The sequence below is a fragment of the Janthinobacterium aestuarii genome (assembly GCF_046113285.1).
Classification (GTDB): domain Bacteria; phylum Pseudomonadota; class Gammaproteobacteria; order Burkholderiales; family Burkholderiaceae_D; genus Janthinobacterium.
On sequence record NZ_CP142524.1, the window covers coordinates 5,149,575 to 5,163,867 of the forward strand.

The window sequence follows — 14,293 nt, forward strand, 5'->3', positions numbered from 1 at the left end:
GCCGTTTCCCCTTGCTGTGCCGGCTTAAGCTGCCAGTACCTTGACCTGCGCGTTGGTGTGTTGCCGAGAAATATGATATTAATTACATCATTAATGTCCTGATCACTTCTCGCGCAAGGGCCTGACCGATGTCTTTCCTGATAGTTCTGGCCGCACTGGCCTTCCTGATGCTGGCCGCCTACCGCGGCTACAGCGTGATCCTGTTTGCGCCCGTCGCCGCGCTCGGTGCCGTATTGCTCACCGATCCGTCCGCCGTGCCGGCCGTGTTCAGCGGCATCTTCATGGAAAAGATGGTGAGCTTTATCAAGCTGTATTTCCCCGTCTTTTTGCTTGGTGCCGTGTTCGGTAAACTCATCGAGCTGTCCGGCTTTTCCCAGTCCATCGTCATGGCCGCCATCCGCTACATCGGCAGCGCGCGCGCGAATGCCGTGATCGTTGCCGTGTGCGCCGCCTTGACTTATGGCGGCGTGTCGCTGTTCGTGGTGGTGTTTGCCGTGTATCCGTTTGCGGCGGAACTGTACCGCCAGAGCAATATCCCCAAGCGGCTGATGCCGGGCGCCATCGCCCTGGGCGCGTTCTCGTTCACCATGGACACCTTACCGGGCACGCCGCAAATCCAGAACATCATCCCCACCACTTTTTTCAACACGACCGGCTGGGCCGCGCCATGGCTGGGCACCATCGGCGCCGTGCTGACGGTGATCATGGGGCTGGCCTTCCTGGAATGGCGCCGCCGTTCCGTCATGGCGACGGGCGAAGGGTATGGGGCCGAGGCCGAAAAGGCCACGGCCGACGCGGGCGACTTGCCACATCCGCTGCTGTCGGTGGCACCTCTGGTACTGGTGGGCGTGGCCAACTTTGCGCTGACCAAGCTGATTCCCCACTGGTATGGCGCCAGCTACGTGCTCACCGCCGAGGCCCTGCCGGGCCTGCATGCGCCCGTATCCACGTCGATCGCTTCCGTGACCGGTATCTGGGCCGTGGAAGGCGCCTTGTTGCTGGGGATTTTGCTCGTGTGCGCAACGGCCTTCGGGCGTATCCGCGCCGCTTTTGCCGAAGGCACCAAGGCGGCCGTGGGCGGCGCCCTGCTGGCGGCCATGAATACGGCGTCCGAATACGGCTTTGGCGGCGTCATCGCCGCCCTGCCCGGCTTTCTTGCCGTCAGCAACACCTTGCGCAGCGTGCCCGATCCCCTCGTCAACGCAGCCGTCTCCGTCACGACCCTGGCCGGCATCACGGGCTCGGCCTCGGGCGGCATGAGCATTGCGCTGGCCGCCATGTCGGACAGTTTTATCCAGGCCGCGCAACAGGCGCATATCCCGCTCGAAGTCATGCACCGCGTGGTGGCCATGGCCAGCGGCGGCATGGATACCTTGCCCCACAATGGCGCCGTGATCACCCTGCTGGCCGTCACGGGCCTCACGCACCGCCAGTCCTACCGCGATATTTTCGGCATCACCGTCATCAAGACGGTGGCCGTGTTCCTCGTCATTGCCCTCTATTACATGACGGGACTGGTCTGAGGGTCGGGGCAAACTACAGGCGCGACGACGATGCCGGCTTCGACACAGCGTGCGCCGGCTTGAACAGGTGGCTGATGCCCATGGTCAGCAGCGGGCCGGCCAGCGCCAGGTAGGAACTGTCGACGCCATACGGATTGCCCGCCAGGAACCAGCCGATGGTGGCGATCACGGAAACGATCACGCCGACGAAGGCGCCGCGCGGCGTGCCGAATTTCGGCGCATAGAAGGCCATCAGCACCAGCACGGCCAGGGTGGCGCGCAGGGCCTTGCCGAGGAAGGCGATCATCAGCAGTTTTTCCGCATACAGCGCCAGCACCAGCGGCAGCAGGCCGGCCACGACGATGGCGATGCGCAGGAACATCAGCGATTTCGCGTCATTCTTCGCCTTGTTGTACCAGGGATCATAAAAATCCTTCATGGCCAGGGTAGCCGATGCCAGGGTGGTGGCGGAAATGCCGCCGAACAGGGCGCCGGCCAGGCCGACGATCATGATGCTGGCGGAAAACGCGGGCATGTGGGCGATCAATGTCGGAAACGCGTCGATCGACTTCATGCCCGGATACAGCACGGCGCTGCACATGCCGATCAGGGCCGCCATCAGGCCGAACGGGATCATCAGCGAGGACACGTAATAACAGGCGCGCTTGGCCACGGCAGGGTTGTCCGTGCTGACCAGGGCCTGGATCACGTATTGCGTGGCGAAGATGGAACCGATGCCGCCGATCATCCAGGCGATGATCTGGCCCCAGCCGATCTCGACCCAGTTGAACATCTTGGCGGGCAGCTGCGCCTGCAGCGCACCGATGCCGCCGGAGGCTTCCAGCGCATACGCCAGCGCCAGGATCACGCCCAGGTACTTGACGATGGAGTGGGCAAAGTTCGTGTACACGACCGAGCGCATGCCGCCCAGGCTGACATAGATCACGGTGATGGCGCCGACCAGCAAGATGGCCACCGTTTTGTTGATGTGCAGCACGGCCGCCAGCACGGCGCCGCCGCTCGCATACAGGGCCACGGCGACGATGCTCAGCGCGACGATGGTGAGGATGGACGCCGCATAGCGCACGGGTTCGCCGTACGTTTGCGCCAGGATGCCGGAAATCGTCGACTGCCCGCTTTCCTTGTATTTCTTGACCAGCACGATGGCCAGCAGCAAGAAGCCCAGCGACAGCGCCACCAGATTCCAGGCGGCGGAAATGCCCAGTTCATAGCCCTTCTGGGCCGTGCCGATGCTGACGGAACTGCCGATGAATTCCGACAATAACAGCGCGCCGATCAGATAAGCGGGATAGTTGCGCCCGCCCGCCGTCATGCCCTCGGCGCTGTTGGCATGCTTGCGCACGCTGTAGGTAATGTACGACATGAGGGCGAAATAGCCCACCGTGATCGCAGCGATGATGATCAATCTGTTTTCCATCCGTCTACTCCAAGTCTGCTTTTCTTATTATTATTTTTCAAGAAAGCTTCCCCTGCCCCATGCCGGACGAGCCGGTGGCGGTGCTCAGGGGAAAGTCAAATTCCTGCCATACCTATACGGTACAGCAAGCCTCACAACAAAAAGGTCCGCAACTGCGCCGTGAACAAGTCCGCCGCTTCGACGTTCGAGATATGCGAGGCGGGCACGCTTGCCAGGCGGGCGCCCGCGATCTGCCGCTGCAGCCAGCGCCCGTCGTCGACGGTGGTCACGGGATCGTGCTCGCCCGCGATGATCAGGGTGGGCACGCTGATCGTGCCGACGCCGGCGTGCAAGTCCGTCTGGGCCAGCACGTCGCAGCAGGCCGCGTAGCCACCGGCATCCTGGCTGCGCAAGGTGGCCACCATGCGCGCCACCGTGTCCGCTTCGCGCGCGATAAACTGGGGCGTGAACCAGCGCGCGGCGGCGCCATCGGCCACCGCGGCCATGCCGTCGCGGCGCACCTGTTCCGCCCGCAGCTGCCACGGCGCGGCGCCGCCGATGCGCGCCGCCGTATTTGCCAGCACGAGCTGCGTCAAGCGCCGCGGCTCGTGTATGCCCAGCCACTGGCCAATCAAGCCGCCCATGGAAATGCCGCAGAAGGCGGCACGCGCGATATCGAGGTGGTCGAGCAGCGCCACCACGTCCAGGCCCAGGCGCCCGATGTCGAACGGCGCGCCGGCGCTGGCGGACTGGCCATGGCCGCGCGTATCGTAACGCACGACAAAAAAGTCGCCGGCCAGCGCGGCCGCCTGCGCATCCCACATGGACAGATCCGTGCCGAGGGAATTCGACAGGACGAGGCAGGGCTTGCCGCGCTCGCCATCCGTGCGGTAGTGCAGGCCGATACCGTCGACCTCGCACGTTTTCCCGGCAGTGTCGTTGCCTATCTGCGTCATTGCATGTCTCCTCAGGAATCGTCGCCGCGCACCGACGAAGGATGGCGGCACAGCGGCATCACGTCGATCTGCATGTAGGGGAACAGCGGCAGCGAGGTGAGCAAATTATGCAGCTCGTCCACGCTGTCCACGTCGAAGACGCTGACGTTGGCGTACTGGCCGGCGATGCGCCACAGGTGGCGCCATTTGCCCTCGTGCTGCAGGCGCTGCGCCAGTTCCTTTTCCGTTTGCTTGAGCTGCGCCGCCTGCTCGGCGGGCATGCTCAACGGCAGGTTCACGTTCATGCGTACATGGAATAACATGGTTTCTCCTTATTGGCGTTGCATGGAACGCAGCTTGTCCATATCGATCTCGACGCCCAAACCCGGGCCCGTCGGCACCTGCAGCATGAAGTCGCGGTACACGAGCGGTTCGCGCAAAACTTCCTGCGTCAGCAGCAAAGGCCCGAACAATTCCGTGCCCCAGGCCAGTTCAGCAAACGTGGAGCACACGTGGGCCGTGGCGGCCGTGCCGACGCCGCCTTCGAGCATGGTGCCGCCGTACAGGCCCACGCCGGCCAGGCGCGCCACGGTGGCCACTTCCAGCGCGGGCAGCAAGCCGCCCGACTGGGTGATTTTGACGGCAAACACGTCGGCCGCATCGGCCTGCGCCAGCGCCAGCGCATCGGCGGGGCCGTGCAAGGCTTCATCGGCCATGATGGCCACGTCGAAGCGCTGCTTCAGGCGCGCCAGCGCGGCGCGGTTGCCCGCCTTCACCGGTTGTTCGATCAGGTCGATGCCGCCCGCTTCCAGCGCGGCGATGCCGCGCACGGCGTCCGTCTCGCTCCAGGCCTGGTTGACGTCGACCCGCACGCTGGCCCGTTCGCCCAGCGCCCGCTTGATCTCCAGCACGTGGGCCACGTCGTCCATCACGTCGCGCAGGCCGATCTTCAGCTTGAAGATGCGGTGGCGGCGCAGGTCCAGCATTTTTTCCCCTTCGGCGATATCGCGCGCCGTGTCGCCACTGGCCAGCACCCAGGCCACGGGCAGCGCATCGCGCACGCGGCCGCCCAGCAATTCCGACAGCGGTACGTTCAGGCGGCGCGCCTGCGCATCGAGCAGCGCCGTCTCGATCGCGCACTTGGCGAAGCGGTTGCCCTGGATGACCTTGCGCACACGGGCCATGGCCTTGGCCACTTCGCTCGCTTCCATGCCGACCAGCAGCGGTGCGATATAGGTATCGATATTCGTCTTGATGCTTTCCGGGCTTTCGCCGCCGTAGCTCAAGCCGCCGATGGTGGTGGCCTCGCCCCAGCCCGTGATGCCGTCGGCGCAGCGCAGCCGCACCAGCACCAGGGTCTGTGTATTCATGGTGGCGACGGACATCCGGTGCGGACGAATGGTTGGCACATCGACCAGGTAGGTCTCGATATTTTGAATCATATTTATTCCGTATAATTCTGTGGAGTGGTGACACGATATTCCCCGAATGCCCCCACGTCCAACACCGAGTTGGTATCAAACCTATACCTGAAAGGTATGAAGATGGAATTACGGCACTTGCGCTACTTCGTTGCGGTCGCAGAGGAAAGGAACTTCACGCGGGCCGCCGCGCGCCTGCATATCGCGCAGCCGCCGCTGAGCCGACAGATGCAGCAGCTGGAAGAAACGCTGGGCGTGGCGCTGATCGAAAAAGGTTCGCGGCCCTTGCGGCTGACGGAAGCGGGCGAGTTTTTCCTCGCCCATGCACGGCCCCTGCTCGACCAGGTGCGCGACCTGCAGGCGATGACGCAGCGCGTGGGCAAGCTGGAACGCACCCTGTCGATCGGCTTCGTCGCCTCGACGCTGTATGGGGAATTGCCCGACATCGTGCACCGCTTTTGCGAATGCCATCCCGAGGTCGACGTGACCCTGCATGAAATGACGACGGTGCAGCAGTTGAAGGCCCTGAAGGAAGGCCGCATCGACGTGGGTTTCGGACGCTTGAAAAGCGAGGACCCCAGCATCCGCCGCATCCTGCTGCGCGAAGAGCGGCTGGTGGTGGCCCTGCCGCCCGGCCACCGGCTGGCCAAGGGTGAAGGCGGCTTGCGCCTGACAGACCTGATCCACGAGACCCTGCTCGTGTATCCGAAAGCGCCGCGCCCCAGCTTTGCCGACCAGGTGCTAGCCATGTTCAGCGAAGGCAATGTCACACCCGGTCCCGTCACGGAAGTGCGCGAGCTGCAGATTTCCATGGGACTGGTGGCGGCCGGCCAGGGCATTTCCATCGTGCCGGAAAGCGTGCAGGCCATGCATCACCGGAACGTCGTGTACCGCAAGCTGGACGACAAGCATGCGTTCTCGCCCATTTTATTCAGCATGCGGCATATGGACCGCTCGCCGGAACTGGAAAACCTTCTCGCTGCCGTGTACTCGATCTACGATGAACACGGCATCGCGCACGTCAAGGAAAGCCTGTAGCGCTCAATTTGACAGCGGTGCATCGGCCAGCAATGCCGGGCGCAGCGCGCGGATGCGCAGCTCCGTGAAATAGCCGCCCGCCTCGTTGTAGCGCAGGTAGTGGCGGCCGCAGTCCAGGCAGCGGGCCACCTGGCTCAGGTTCGCGGGATAAAAGCGCGGCGCGATGGGCGCATCGGCACTGTCGTAGCGCGTGCCGTGCGGGTGGTACTCGTCAAACGTCGGTTCCTCGTACGGATCTGCGCGCAGGGTGCCGACCTCCTCGAAACGGTCAAGTTCCAGCGACGTGGGCAGCCGCTGCCAGGCATCGAGCGGAACGGTGCAGCAGCTGCATTTTTGCGTGACACCGGCCGACGCGGCGGCCAGTGCGGACAAGGCGGGAAAATCGATGAATACCATGGTTCAGCCATTACAAAGGCGCGGCCCTTGGCAACGAGCCTGGCCGCATCCCTTATTCTAGCGCAGCCACATGCGGCCGACACGCGGCCCACATTTTGCCAGCCCCAATTCCAGCAGCACCAGCATGCCGCCCGACACGAGCAGCAGCGGCATCAGCGCGCACATGCCGGCCGCCACCAGCCAGGCCAGCGCGGACGGCGAGGTCCAGGCGCCCGGCAGCAGCTTGGGCAAGCCCAGCGAGCCTGGCAGGCGCCGCTTGAAGAACATCACCCAGCCCGACACCAGCGAAAACAGCACGCTGGCGCCGAACAGCAGCAGCAAGGCCTGGTTCCACCAGCCGAATTCACCGCGGTGGAACGGGATGCCGATGGCGGTGGCCTTGCCGAACGCCGTCTGCGCGTCCCAGCCCGCGTAATACAGGGGCTTGCCGCTGTAGGCGTCGAACTGCAGGTCGAAGCGCAAGGTGGGCTGGCTGCGGTCGGCCATGGTGGCGCGCCACACATCGTCCTGACTGGCCGGCGCCGTCAGTTGCACGGCGATGGCGGGCGCGTGACTGCGCGCCACTTGCCACGCATCCTGCCAGTCGAGCGGAGCGCCCTCTTCGCTTGAGTGCAGGCCGCGCGGCACGGGCGGCGGCGCCTGGCCGCTGACGTCGCGCAGCGTGCGGATGCGCCCGCCCGCCTGCTGGCTCCACGTCAATCCTGTCGTCAGGATCACGACACTGACGATGCCGAGCGCCACGCCGAGAAAAGCATGCCACTGGCGCCAGCCGTTGCGGCCCTGCGCGCCCCGCTTCGGCAAGCCCGATTGCGCGCCGCGCGGCCACCACAGCACCACGCCCGTCACCAGCATCACCATCAGCCAGCTGGCGGCCAGCTCGATCATCCAGCGCCAGCCATCGTTTTGCAGCAAGCGCGAATGCAGCTTTTTCGCCCAGTGGCCGAAACGTTCGCTGCTGGCCAGGCTGCCCAGCACGCGCGCGTCATACGGATTCACGTAGACGATCACGGCTTGCGCGGGCAGGCCGAACTTCGGCTTGACCGGTGCGGCATGTCCGCCATGGCCCGCATGTTCATCGGGCGCGCCGCCGGGCGGCGCGAACGCCACCTGCACCGCGTCGTCCTGCTGAAACGGCGGCACCACGTGCTGCACCGTCCAGCCATGCGGGGCCACCCGCTCCGCTGCCGCCACGGCGGCGTCCAGCGGCAGCATGGACGCTTGCGGCGCCACATGGTCGAGGTGCTGGTACAGCCTTGCCTCGATCTGTGGCGTGAATACATACAAAATGCCCGTCAGGGTAGCCACCAGCGCGAATGGCGAGGCGATCAGCGCGGCCCAGAAGTGGATGCGCCAGTACAGGCTTTTGCGTCGTGCGACAAGAAAAGTTGCGTCGTCCATGGCCATCCTCACAGTCCGCCATAGGTATAGGCCAGGCCCAGCATCACGCTGCGCGGCGCACCGGGCGTGTACTGGTTCTGGCTGTTCGGCGCATAGCTGCCCGTGCCCGCATAGCTGCTGCTGGCCGAATCGGCATAGCGTTTATCGGCCACATTGCGCACCTGTGCCCACGCTTCCAGGCCCCGCGCGAGCTGGTAGCTGGCACGCAGGTTCAGCAAGGCGTGGCCGCCATACTCCACCGTGTTGGCGTTGTTCATCCAGTAGCGGCCCTGATGCACGGCTTCGAGGGCGATACGCGCGCCGGTCACGGGCTTGTAGCCGATCTCGAACGAGGTGATGTCGCGCGGCGCCTGCGGCATGATGCGGCCGCTGTAATCGAGGGTACTGGAGACCTGGTAGCGCAGGTAGCGGTGGCGCGCGATGGCCGTGGCGAAGCGCGCGTCGAACGGCCCGCTGTCGTAGTTCAAACCCAGCTCCAGGCCTTCGCTGCGCGTGCGTCCCGCATTGCGGTTTTCGCTGTTGCCCGGCGAAAGCGTGTAGCTGACGATGGTGTCGCGCCCGTCGAGCCGGTACAGTGCCGTGTCGAGTTTCAAGCGGCCTTGCAAAAAGGCCCAGCGCAAGCCCAGTTCATAGTTGTTGTAGACGGACGGCTGCAAGTCGGCGATGCCCGTCTTGCCATACAGCTGGCTGACCTCGGGCGGGGTAAAGCCCTGGCTGACGTTCGCATATGCGCTGCCCGCATGGCCGATGGCGTAGGTGGCGCCCAGCTTCGGGCTCATGTGCGAAAAGCTGCGCGACTCGTCGGGCGCGCCGTAGTTGACGCTGCCGCCGGGCGCCAGATTGTTATGATAGTCGTAGCGGATGGCGTCCGAGCGTCCGCCCAGCACCACGCGCGTGCCCGCCAGCGGAGAAAATTCCCACTGCGCGAAGACGGCCGTGTTCAAGATGTCCGTCTGGTAGTCGCGCACGCCCTGCGGGTTGCTGGCATTGGCCAGGGAGTAGCGCAGATAGCGGCCCGTGGCCGCATCGCGCACGATGGAGAGATTGTCGCTGACAAAGGGATTGTCGCTCTTGTCCACGTACACGCCGGCGACCAGGCGCGAACGCAGCCACGCGAATTCCTGCTGGTGTTTCACATCCAGCCCCAGCGAATCGACATGGTTGTTGTTGATGACGCCCTTGCACAGCATGCCCGCGCAGCTGCCGATGGAATACGCGGGAAGCTGCCCGTGGTCGTTCTTGCGTGTAAACACGGTGACGGTGCTCGTGCCATTGGCTGTCGTCGCGCCCTCCCACGCCAGGTTCATGCGCGTGGTCTTGTCCTTGCGGTAGGTAAACGTATTCAGGCTCTTGCCGGGATTGCTGCGGTAATCGTTCTCGAACAGGCTGCCCGTCATGGCGGCATCGAGATCCGTGTGCACGAGGGTGGCGCGCAGCTGCGACGCGGGGCCGAGCGCATAGTCGGCGCGCAGTGAGAACGAATCCTTGTCGCCATAGCTGTACTCTTGCCAGTTGTCGCGCGAACGGCGCGAACTGTAATGGGAAAAGCGCAGTCCCAGCGGCCCCCAGGTATCGCTGGCGGCCGTGTCGTAGCGGGTGAAACCGCCCACGTTGTCGCGCCGCACGCCCGCGCTTGCCGTCGGCGTGGCGCTGGCGCCGGCCGTGAGGAAATTGACGGCGCCGCCGACGGCATTGCTGCCGTACAGCGACGAGGCGGCGCCCTTCACCACTTCCACGCCGCTGGCGCCCGCCATGTTCATCTCGTTGAGCGAGTTGTGGTTGAAGACGCCCAGCGGGCGGATGGGTATGCCGTCTTCCAGGTACTGGTAGACGGCATTCGTGCCGATGGGCTGGCGGATGCTCATGCTGTGCTGCTCGTTGCCCAGGTCATTCCAGTACACGCCGGCGATGCGGTTGAGGATATCGCCCATGGTCCTGGGCTTGTCGCGCTCCAGCGTTTTGGCATTGACGACGCCGATCGCCTGCGGCGTCTCGGACAGCCACGATTGCGCGCGCGAGCCGGAAACGACGACCGTGTCGATGGCGTGGTCAAGTTGCTGCGCCTGCGCGCAGGGATAGGCCAGGGCGATGGCTGCCGCCAGCATCAATAATTTCTTGTTCATGTGATTCTCGTTTAAGTGTGCGGATGCGGGGCGTCACACCGCAAGGTGGACAGCGCCAGCATTGAAAATGCAAAAACTTAAATGAGACCGGGCGGCGCGCGCGACTGCGCGGTGGACCAGATGAACAGCGGGGATGGGGACTGGTAGTACAGGGCCGGGAAGATGGCCGTGCCGCTGGCCACAAGCAGCGGCAGCACTGGACTGGCCGGCGGCAGGCCGACGGAACCCGCATGCGTGGAACAGAAGGCGCAATGCTCCATCTGCATGGCCTTGCCGCCGGACTTGCCATCGGCGGCGCCGTAATCGGCCTGATCAAGCTGCACAAAACGGATGCCGGCCACCGAGCAGATTTCCGCCCAGCCGGAGCCGGATTCCTGTTTGGCGTTGGCGACGGCCCGGGAAATCGATGGCGCGAGCGCCGCCAGCAGGATCGCGAAACAGGCGATCCAGGCGGCAAAGCGGCGCGTGAAAAAGGTCATTCCCATGGCCGCATTTTACCAGCGGCCGCCGGGACTGGGTAGCGGAAAGCGGCTCAGGCGGCCGGACAGGCGGCGTTGCCGTTGTCAAAAGCACGCACGACGCTGGCCGCATCGGCGGCGATGCGATTCACGGCGCGGCGGTGACCGAGCACCAGTTCATCATAGCCGGCGCCCACCTTTTCATTGGCGATCGTGCGGCAAGTGACCACCTTGCCGCTGGCCAGCTGGCGCACGCTCCACACGGCATCGATCAGCGCATACTGGCCCATCACGGACTCGAAACGCTGCACGTTGGTGCTGATGCGGTACACGGGCAGATTGTCCGGATGCGGCGTGCGGAACACGTCGATGGCGCCCAGGTCGTTCGTCACGGCCGTCGACAAGGCCTGGCCGATCTCGCCGGCCAGCGGCCCCGCCCAGCGCTGCTGCTCCAGCAATTCGATGCGCCCCGACGGCGCCGTCACGACAAACTGGTTGCGGCTCACCTGCTGCGGCACGCTGACGGCCAGCACCTCGACATAGTATTTGACGGGCTTGGCCGGCTGCGCGTCGGCGCCGCCGCTGAGCGTATAGAAATGCTCGGGCTGGGGCGTGGAGCAGGCACCCAGCAGGCTGGCCGCCAGCAGCGCGGAAAACATCGGCTTCATCATTTTTTTTCATCTCCTTTTTTACCGCGGATCAGGGATTCGGGGTGGCGTTCCAGGTAATCGGACAGCGCGTTCAGCGATTGCAGGGTTTGCGTCAGCTGCTGCAAGGCCTGGCGCACGTCCGACTGCAGCGGCGAATCCTTTTGCAGCACCTGTTCGGCCGTGCCGAACGTCTGTTTCGCCGCCGTCAGGGTATCGCGCATTTCCGGCACCACCTGGCCATCGAGCTGCTTGAACAGGGTATTGGCCTGCCTGATCGTGGCGTTCAGGTTGTTACCGATCTCCGCATACGGTACCTGGTCGAGCTTGCGGGCGATGCTGGCGATCTGCGTCTGCAATTCATCGAGGGTATTCGGTACGGTCGGCACTTCCAGCGGATACCTGTTCGGATCGAGCGCCACCTTCGGCGCTTTCGGGAAGAAGTCCAGCGCGATATACAACTGGCTGGTCAGCAGGTTGCCCGTGCGTAGCTGCGCGCGCAAGCCGCGGCTGACCATGCGTTCGAGCAGCTGGTGGCCGGCCGAGCCTTCCTCATCGTCGACGGCGGCCTTGAAGCGCATGCCCAGGCGGGCCGGGTACAGGTTGACGGTGACGGGCATGCGGAAGTTCTTCTTCACGGGGTCGAACTCGATGCCGACCGAACGCACCTCGCCCAGCACGATGCCGCGGAAATCGACCGTGGCGCCGGGCTGCAAGCCGCGCAGCGATTGGTCGAAATAGAACACGGTGGTGATCGCCTCGCCATCGGGCTCGCGCATGGCGCTCGCCTCGTCGGCCGCCAGGCGGTAATTGGTGCCGGCCGGCGCCGGTTCGACGGGCTTGCGGCCGTTTTCCGCCTCGAAGGCGATGCCGCCCACCAGCATGGCCGCCAGCGACTGCGTATTCAATTTGAAGCCGTTGGAATCGAGGCGCACGTCAACGCCGCTGGCATGCCACCAGCGCGCATCCTTGCCGACGAACTGGTCGTACGGCGCATTCACGAAGACCGACATGGTGATGCCGTTGCCATCCTTGTCCAGCGCGAAGCTGACCACCTTGCCCACCCTCAGGCGGTGGAAGAACAGGGGCGAGCCCACGTCGACGGAGCCGAGGCTGTCCGCATGCAGGGTGTACAGCTTGCCCTTCTGGTCTCCCGCCACGGCGGGCGGACTCTCCATGCCGATAAAGCTCTCCTTCTTCTGCTCCGACTTGCCCGTGTCGACGCCGATGTAGGCGCCCGACAGCAAGGTGCCCAGGCCCGTCACGCCGCTGGCGCCGATCTGCGGGCGCACCACCCAGAAGCGCGAATCGGCGGTGGCGAAGCGGCGCGCCTCCTTGCTCATGTCGATCGTCACGAGGACCTTGCTCAAGTCGTCGCCCAGGGTGATGGCGCGCACCTGGCCGATGTCGACGTCCTTGTATTTGACCTTGGTCTTGCCCGGCTCCAGGCCTTCGGCGCTCTTGAAGCTGACCGTCACCGTGGGTCCCTGGTCGAGGATGGACTTGGCGGCCAGGCCGGCGCCGATCAGCGCGGCCAGCAGCGGAATGAGCCATACCAGCGACGGCAGCCAGCGGCTGCCCTGTTCCACATCGGGTTCCGGCAACGGGGGGACGCCCTGGCCACCCGTTTCGGCAAGGCCGCCCGCTTCTTTGTCAGACATGCTGTTCTCCAATCACTGTATTGTTTCCGGTATTTGCCACCACCACGGGTTCTTCCTCGCCAGGCACCTGCCCGTCGACGGGGTCCCAGATCAGGCGCGGGTCGAACTGCATCGCCGCCAGCATGGTCAGCACCACCACGGCGCCAAAGGCCAGCGCGCCCGGTCCCGCGGTGATCACGGCCAGCGACTTGAAGCGCACCAGCGCCACCGTCAGGGTGACGACAAAGATGTCGAGCATGGACCAGCGGCCGATGAATTCGACCATGCGGTACAAGATGGTGCGCTGGCGCGGCCGCCAGCGCGAACGCCGCTGCGCCGTGAACGCCAGCAGCGCCAGCACGCCCAGCTTGAGCATGGGCACGACCACGCTGGCGATGAAAATGATGATGGCCAGGCCCTTCGAGCCGCTGGTCCAGAACAGCACCACGCCGCTCATGATGGTGTCGTCCTGCGTGCCGAACAGCGATTGCGTGACCATCACGGGCAGCAGGTTGGCGGGAATGTAGAGGATCATGGCGGCGATCAGCAAGGCCCAGGTGCGGTTGATGCTGTCCGGTTTGCGCACGTGCAGGGCCGTGCCGCAGCGCACGCACGCCAGGTGCCTGCCCGTGCCCACGGGCGGCGCCACCAGGCCGCAGGCATGGCAGGGCACCACCTTCTCTCCGGGCGCGAAAGCCTTGTAGCGGATGCCGGGCAGCGCTTGCCGGGTCAGGTCGTCGCCCAGGTTCCACAGGGCCTTGGGGTCGAACGAGACGACGATGGCCAGCAGCACGGTGAGCGCGCCAAACGCGAACAAGCCCGGTTGCGGCAGCACCGTGGCCAGGCTGGTCATCTTGACAACGGTGATCAGGATGCCGATCATCAGCACCTCCGTCATGCCCCATTCGCGCGCCGTCTGCACGGCGCGCAGCACGCGGTTAAAGCCCGGCACCTTGACGCCGCCGCGCAGGCCCAGCGCCACATACAGCAGCGAACCGAGCTCGATGGCGGGAAAGAGGATGGTAAACAGGAAGACCATCGTCGCCACGATGTGCATCTGCTCGTACCACAGCACGCGGATGGAGCCGAGCAAGGTGGCGCTCGAAGTGAGGCCATTGACGTCGAGTTCGACGATGGGGAAAAACTGGGCGATCAGGAAGACAAAGGCGGCGCCCAGGGTGAGCGCCACCACCTTGCTCAATTCGGCCGATGCGCCCCGCGCGTGAGCGCCGCGGTACAGCACCGAGCGGCAACGGATGCAGCGCGCCTTTTCGCGGGGGCGCAGCGGACGTTTGCGGTACAGCACGCCGCAGTCATG

Annotated in this window: 13 protein-coding genes; 2 read left to right on the forward strand and 11 right to left on the reverse strand. The window is 64.9% G+C overall.

Annotated elements, in window-relative coordinates; genetic code table 11:
- The first annotated feature begins 128 nt into the window (after positions 1-128).
- Positions 129-1,523: a GntP family permease gene (locus OX462_RS23130; RefSeq protein WP_409027154.1), complete on the forward strand. Its 1,395-nt coding sequence runs from the start codon at positions 129-131 to the stop codon at positions 1,521-1,523.
- Between the two features lie 13 nt (positions 1,524-1,536).
- On the opposite strand, the gene OX462_RS23135 is transcribed toward OX462_RS23130, so the two are convergent.
- The 4 genes from OX462_RS23135 to OX462_RS23150 all read right to left on the reverse strand — a co-directional run bounded on the left by OX462_RS23135 (position 1,537) and on the right by OX462_RS23150 (position 5,296).
- Positions 1,537-2,940, reverse strand: a complete 1,404-nt coding sequence (locus tag OX462_RS23135; RefSeq protein ID WP_409027155.1) for a sodium:solute symporter family protein — start codon at positions 2,938-2,940, stop codon at positions 1,537-1,539.
- A gap of 131 nt (positions 2,941-3,071) precedes the next feature.
- Entirely contained in the window at positions 3,072-3,875 is an 804-nt protein-coding gene (pcaD, locus tag OX462_RS23140) for a 3-oxoadipate enol-lactonase (RefSeq protein ID WP_409027156.1), read from the reverse strand.
- An 11-nt stretch (positions 3,876-3,886) separates the two neighbouring features.
- Positions 3,887-4,177: a muconolactone Delta-isomerase gene (catC, locus tag OX462_RS23145; protein WP_128140472.1), complete on the reverse strand. Its 291-nt coding sequence runs from the start codon at positions 4,175-4,177 to the stop codon at positions 3,887-3,889.
- A 9-nt stretch (positions 4,178-4,186) separates the two neighbouring features.
- The gene (locus OX462_RS23150) at positions 4,187-5,296 is read right to left on the reverse strand and encodes a muconate/chloromuconate family cycloisomerase (protein WP_409027157.1); all 1,110 of its coding nucleotides are present in this window, start codon (positions 5,294-5,296) and stop codon (positions 4,187-4,189) included.
- A gap of 102 nt (positions 5,297-5,398) precedes the next feature.
- Between OX462_RS23150 and OX462_RS23155 the strand changes: the two genes are divergently transcribed.
- Positions 5,399-6,313: a LysR family transcriptional regulator gene (locus OX462_RS23155; RefSeq protein WP_409027158.1), complete on the forward strand. Its 915-nt coding sequence runs from the start codon at positions 5,399-5,401 to the stop codon at positions 6,311-6,313.
- 3 nt (positions 6,314-6,316) lie between these two features.
- On the opposite strand, the gene OX462_RS23160 is transcribed toward OX462_RS23155, so the two are convergent.
- The 7 genes from OX462_RS23160 to OX462_RS23190 all read right to left on the reverse strand — a co-directional run bounded on the left by OX462_RS23160 (position 6,317) and on the right by OX462_RS23190 (position 14,281).
- Positions 6,317-6,709 carry a hypothetical protein gene (locus OX462_RS23160; protein ID WP_409027159.1) on the reverse strand — a complete coding sequence of 131 codons (393 nt, stop codon included), beginning with the start codon at positions 6,707-6,709 and terminating at the stop codon, positions 6,317-6,319.
- Positions 6,710-6,766: 57 nt separating this feature from the next.
- On the reverse strand, positions 6,767-8,107 hold the full coding sequence (locus OX462_RS23165) for a PepSY-associated TM helix domain-containing protein (protein WP_409027160.1): 1,341 nt from the start codon (positions 8,105-8,107) through the stop codon (positions 6,767-6,769).
- A gap of 8 nt (positions 8,108-8,115) precedes the next feature.
- The gene (locus tag OX462_RS23170) at positions 8,116-10,230 is read right to left on the reverse strand and encodes a TonB-dependent receptor family protein (protein WP_409027161.1); all 2,115 of its coding nucleotides are present in this window, start codon (positions 10,228-10,230) and stop codon (positions 8,116-8,118) included.
- A gap of 77 nt (positions 10,231-10,307) precedes the next feature.
- Positions 10,308-10,715: a DUF2946 domain-containing protein gene (locus OX462_RS23175; RefSeq protein ID WP_409027162.1), complete on the reverse strand. Its 408-nt coding sequence runs from the start codon at positions 10,713-10,715 to the stop codon at positions 10,308-10,310.
- A 47-nt stretch (positions 10,716-10,762) separates the two neighbouring features.
- Positions 10,763-11,359, reverse strand: a complete 597-nt coding sequence (locus tag OX462_RS23180; RefSeq protein ID WP_070219292.1) for a PqiC family protein — start codon at positions 11,357-11,359, stop codon at positions 10,763-10,765.
- Positions 11,356-12,996, reverse strand: coding sequence for a PqiB family protein (locus OX462_RS23185; RefSeq protein ID WP_070219293.1), 1,641 nt, complete (start codon positions 12,994-12,996; stop codon positions 11,356-11,358). The genes OX462_RS23180 and OX462_RS23185 overlap by 4 nt, the downstream gene beginning before the upstream one ends.
- Positions 12,989-14,281, reverse strand: coding sequence for a paraquat-inducible protein A (locus tag OX462_RS23190; protein ID WP_409027163.1), 1,293 nt, complete (start codon positions 14,279-14,281; stop codon positions 12,989-12,991). Before OX462_RS23190 ends, OX462_RS23185 begins: the two co-directional genes overlap by 8 nt.
- Positions 14,282-14,293 lie beyond the last annotated feature (12 nt).

What these genes read in the sequence shown, in the direction of transcription:
- OX462_RS23130 (WP_409027154.1), top strand. Translation starts at nt 129, where the DNA reads ATGTCTTTCCTGATAGTTCTGGCCGCACTGGCCTTCCTGATGCTGGCC.
- OX462_RS23135 (WP_409027155.1), bottom strand. Translation starts at nt 2,940, where the DNA reads ATGGAAAACAGATTGATCATCATCGCTGCGATCACGGTGGGCTATTTC.
- pcaD (WP_409027156.1), bottom strand. Translation starts at nt 3,875, where the DNA reads ATGACGCAGATAGGCAACGACACTGCCGGGAAAACGTGCGAGGTCGAC.
- catC (WP_128140472.1), bottom strand. Translation starts at nt 4,177, where the DNA reads ATGTTATTCCATGTACGCATGAACGTGAACCTGCCGTTGAGCATGCCC.
- OX462_RS23150 (WP_409027157.1), bottom strand. Translation starts at nt 5,296, where the DNA reads ATGATTCAAAATATCGAGACCTACCTGGTCGATGTGCCAACCATTCGT.
- OX462_RS23155 (WP_409027158.1), top strand. Translation starts at nt 5,399, where the DNA reads ATGGAATTACGGCACTTGCGCTACTTCGTTGCGGTCGCAGAGGAAAGG.
- OX462_RS23160 (WP_409027159.1), bottom strand. Translation starts at nt 6,709, where the DNA reads ATGGTATTCATCGATTTTCCCGCCTTGTCCGCACTGGCCGCCGCGTCG.
- OX462_RS23165 (WP_409027160.1), bottom strand. Translation starts at nt 8,107, where the DNA reads ATGGACGACGCAACTTTTCTTGTCGCACGACGCAAAAGCCTGTACTGG.
- OX462_RS23170 (WP_409027161.1), bottom strand. Translation starts at nt 10,230, where the DNA reads ATGAACAAGAAATTATTGATGCTGGCGGCAGCCATCGCCCTGGCCTAT.
- OX462_RS23175 (WP_409027162.1), bottom strand. Translation starts at nt 10,715, where the DNA reads ATGGGAATGACCTTTTTCACGCGCCGCTTTGCCGCCTGGATCGCCTGT.
- OX462_RS23180 (WP_070219292.1), bottom strand. Translation starts at nt 11,359, where the DNA reads ATGATGAAGCCGATGTTTTCCGCGCTGCTGGCGGCCAGCCTGCTGGGT.
- OX462_RS23185 (WP_070219293.1), bottom strand. Translation starts at nt 12,996, where the DNA reads ATGTCTGACAAAGAAGCGGGCGGCCTTGCCGAAACGGGTGGCCAGGGC.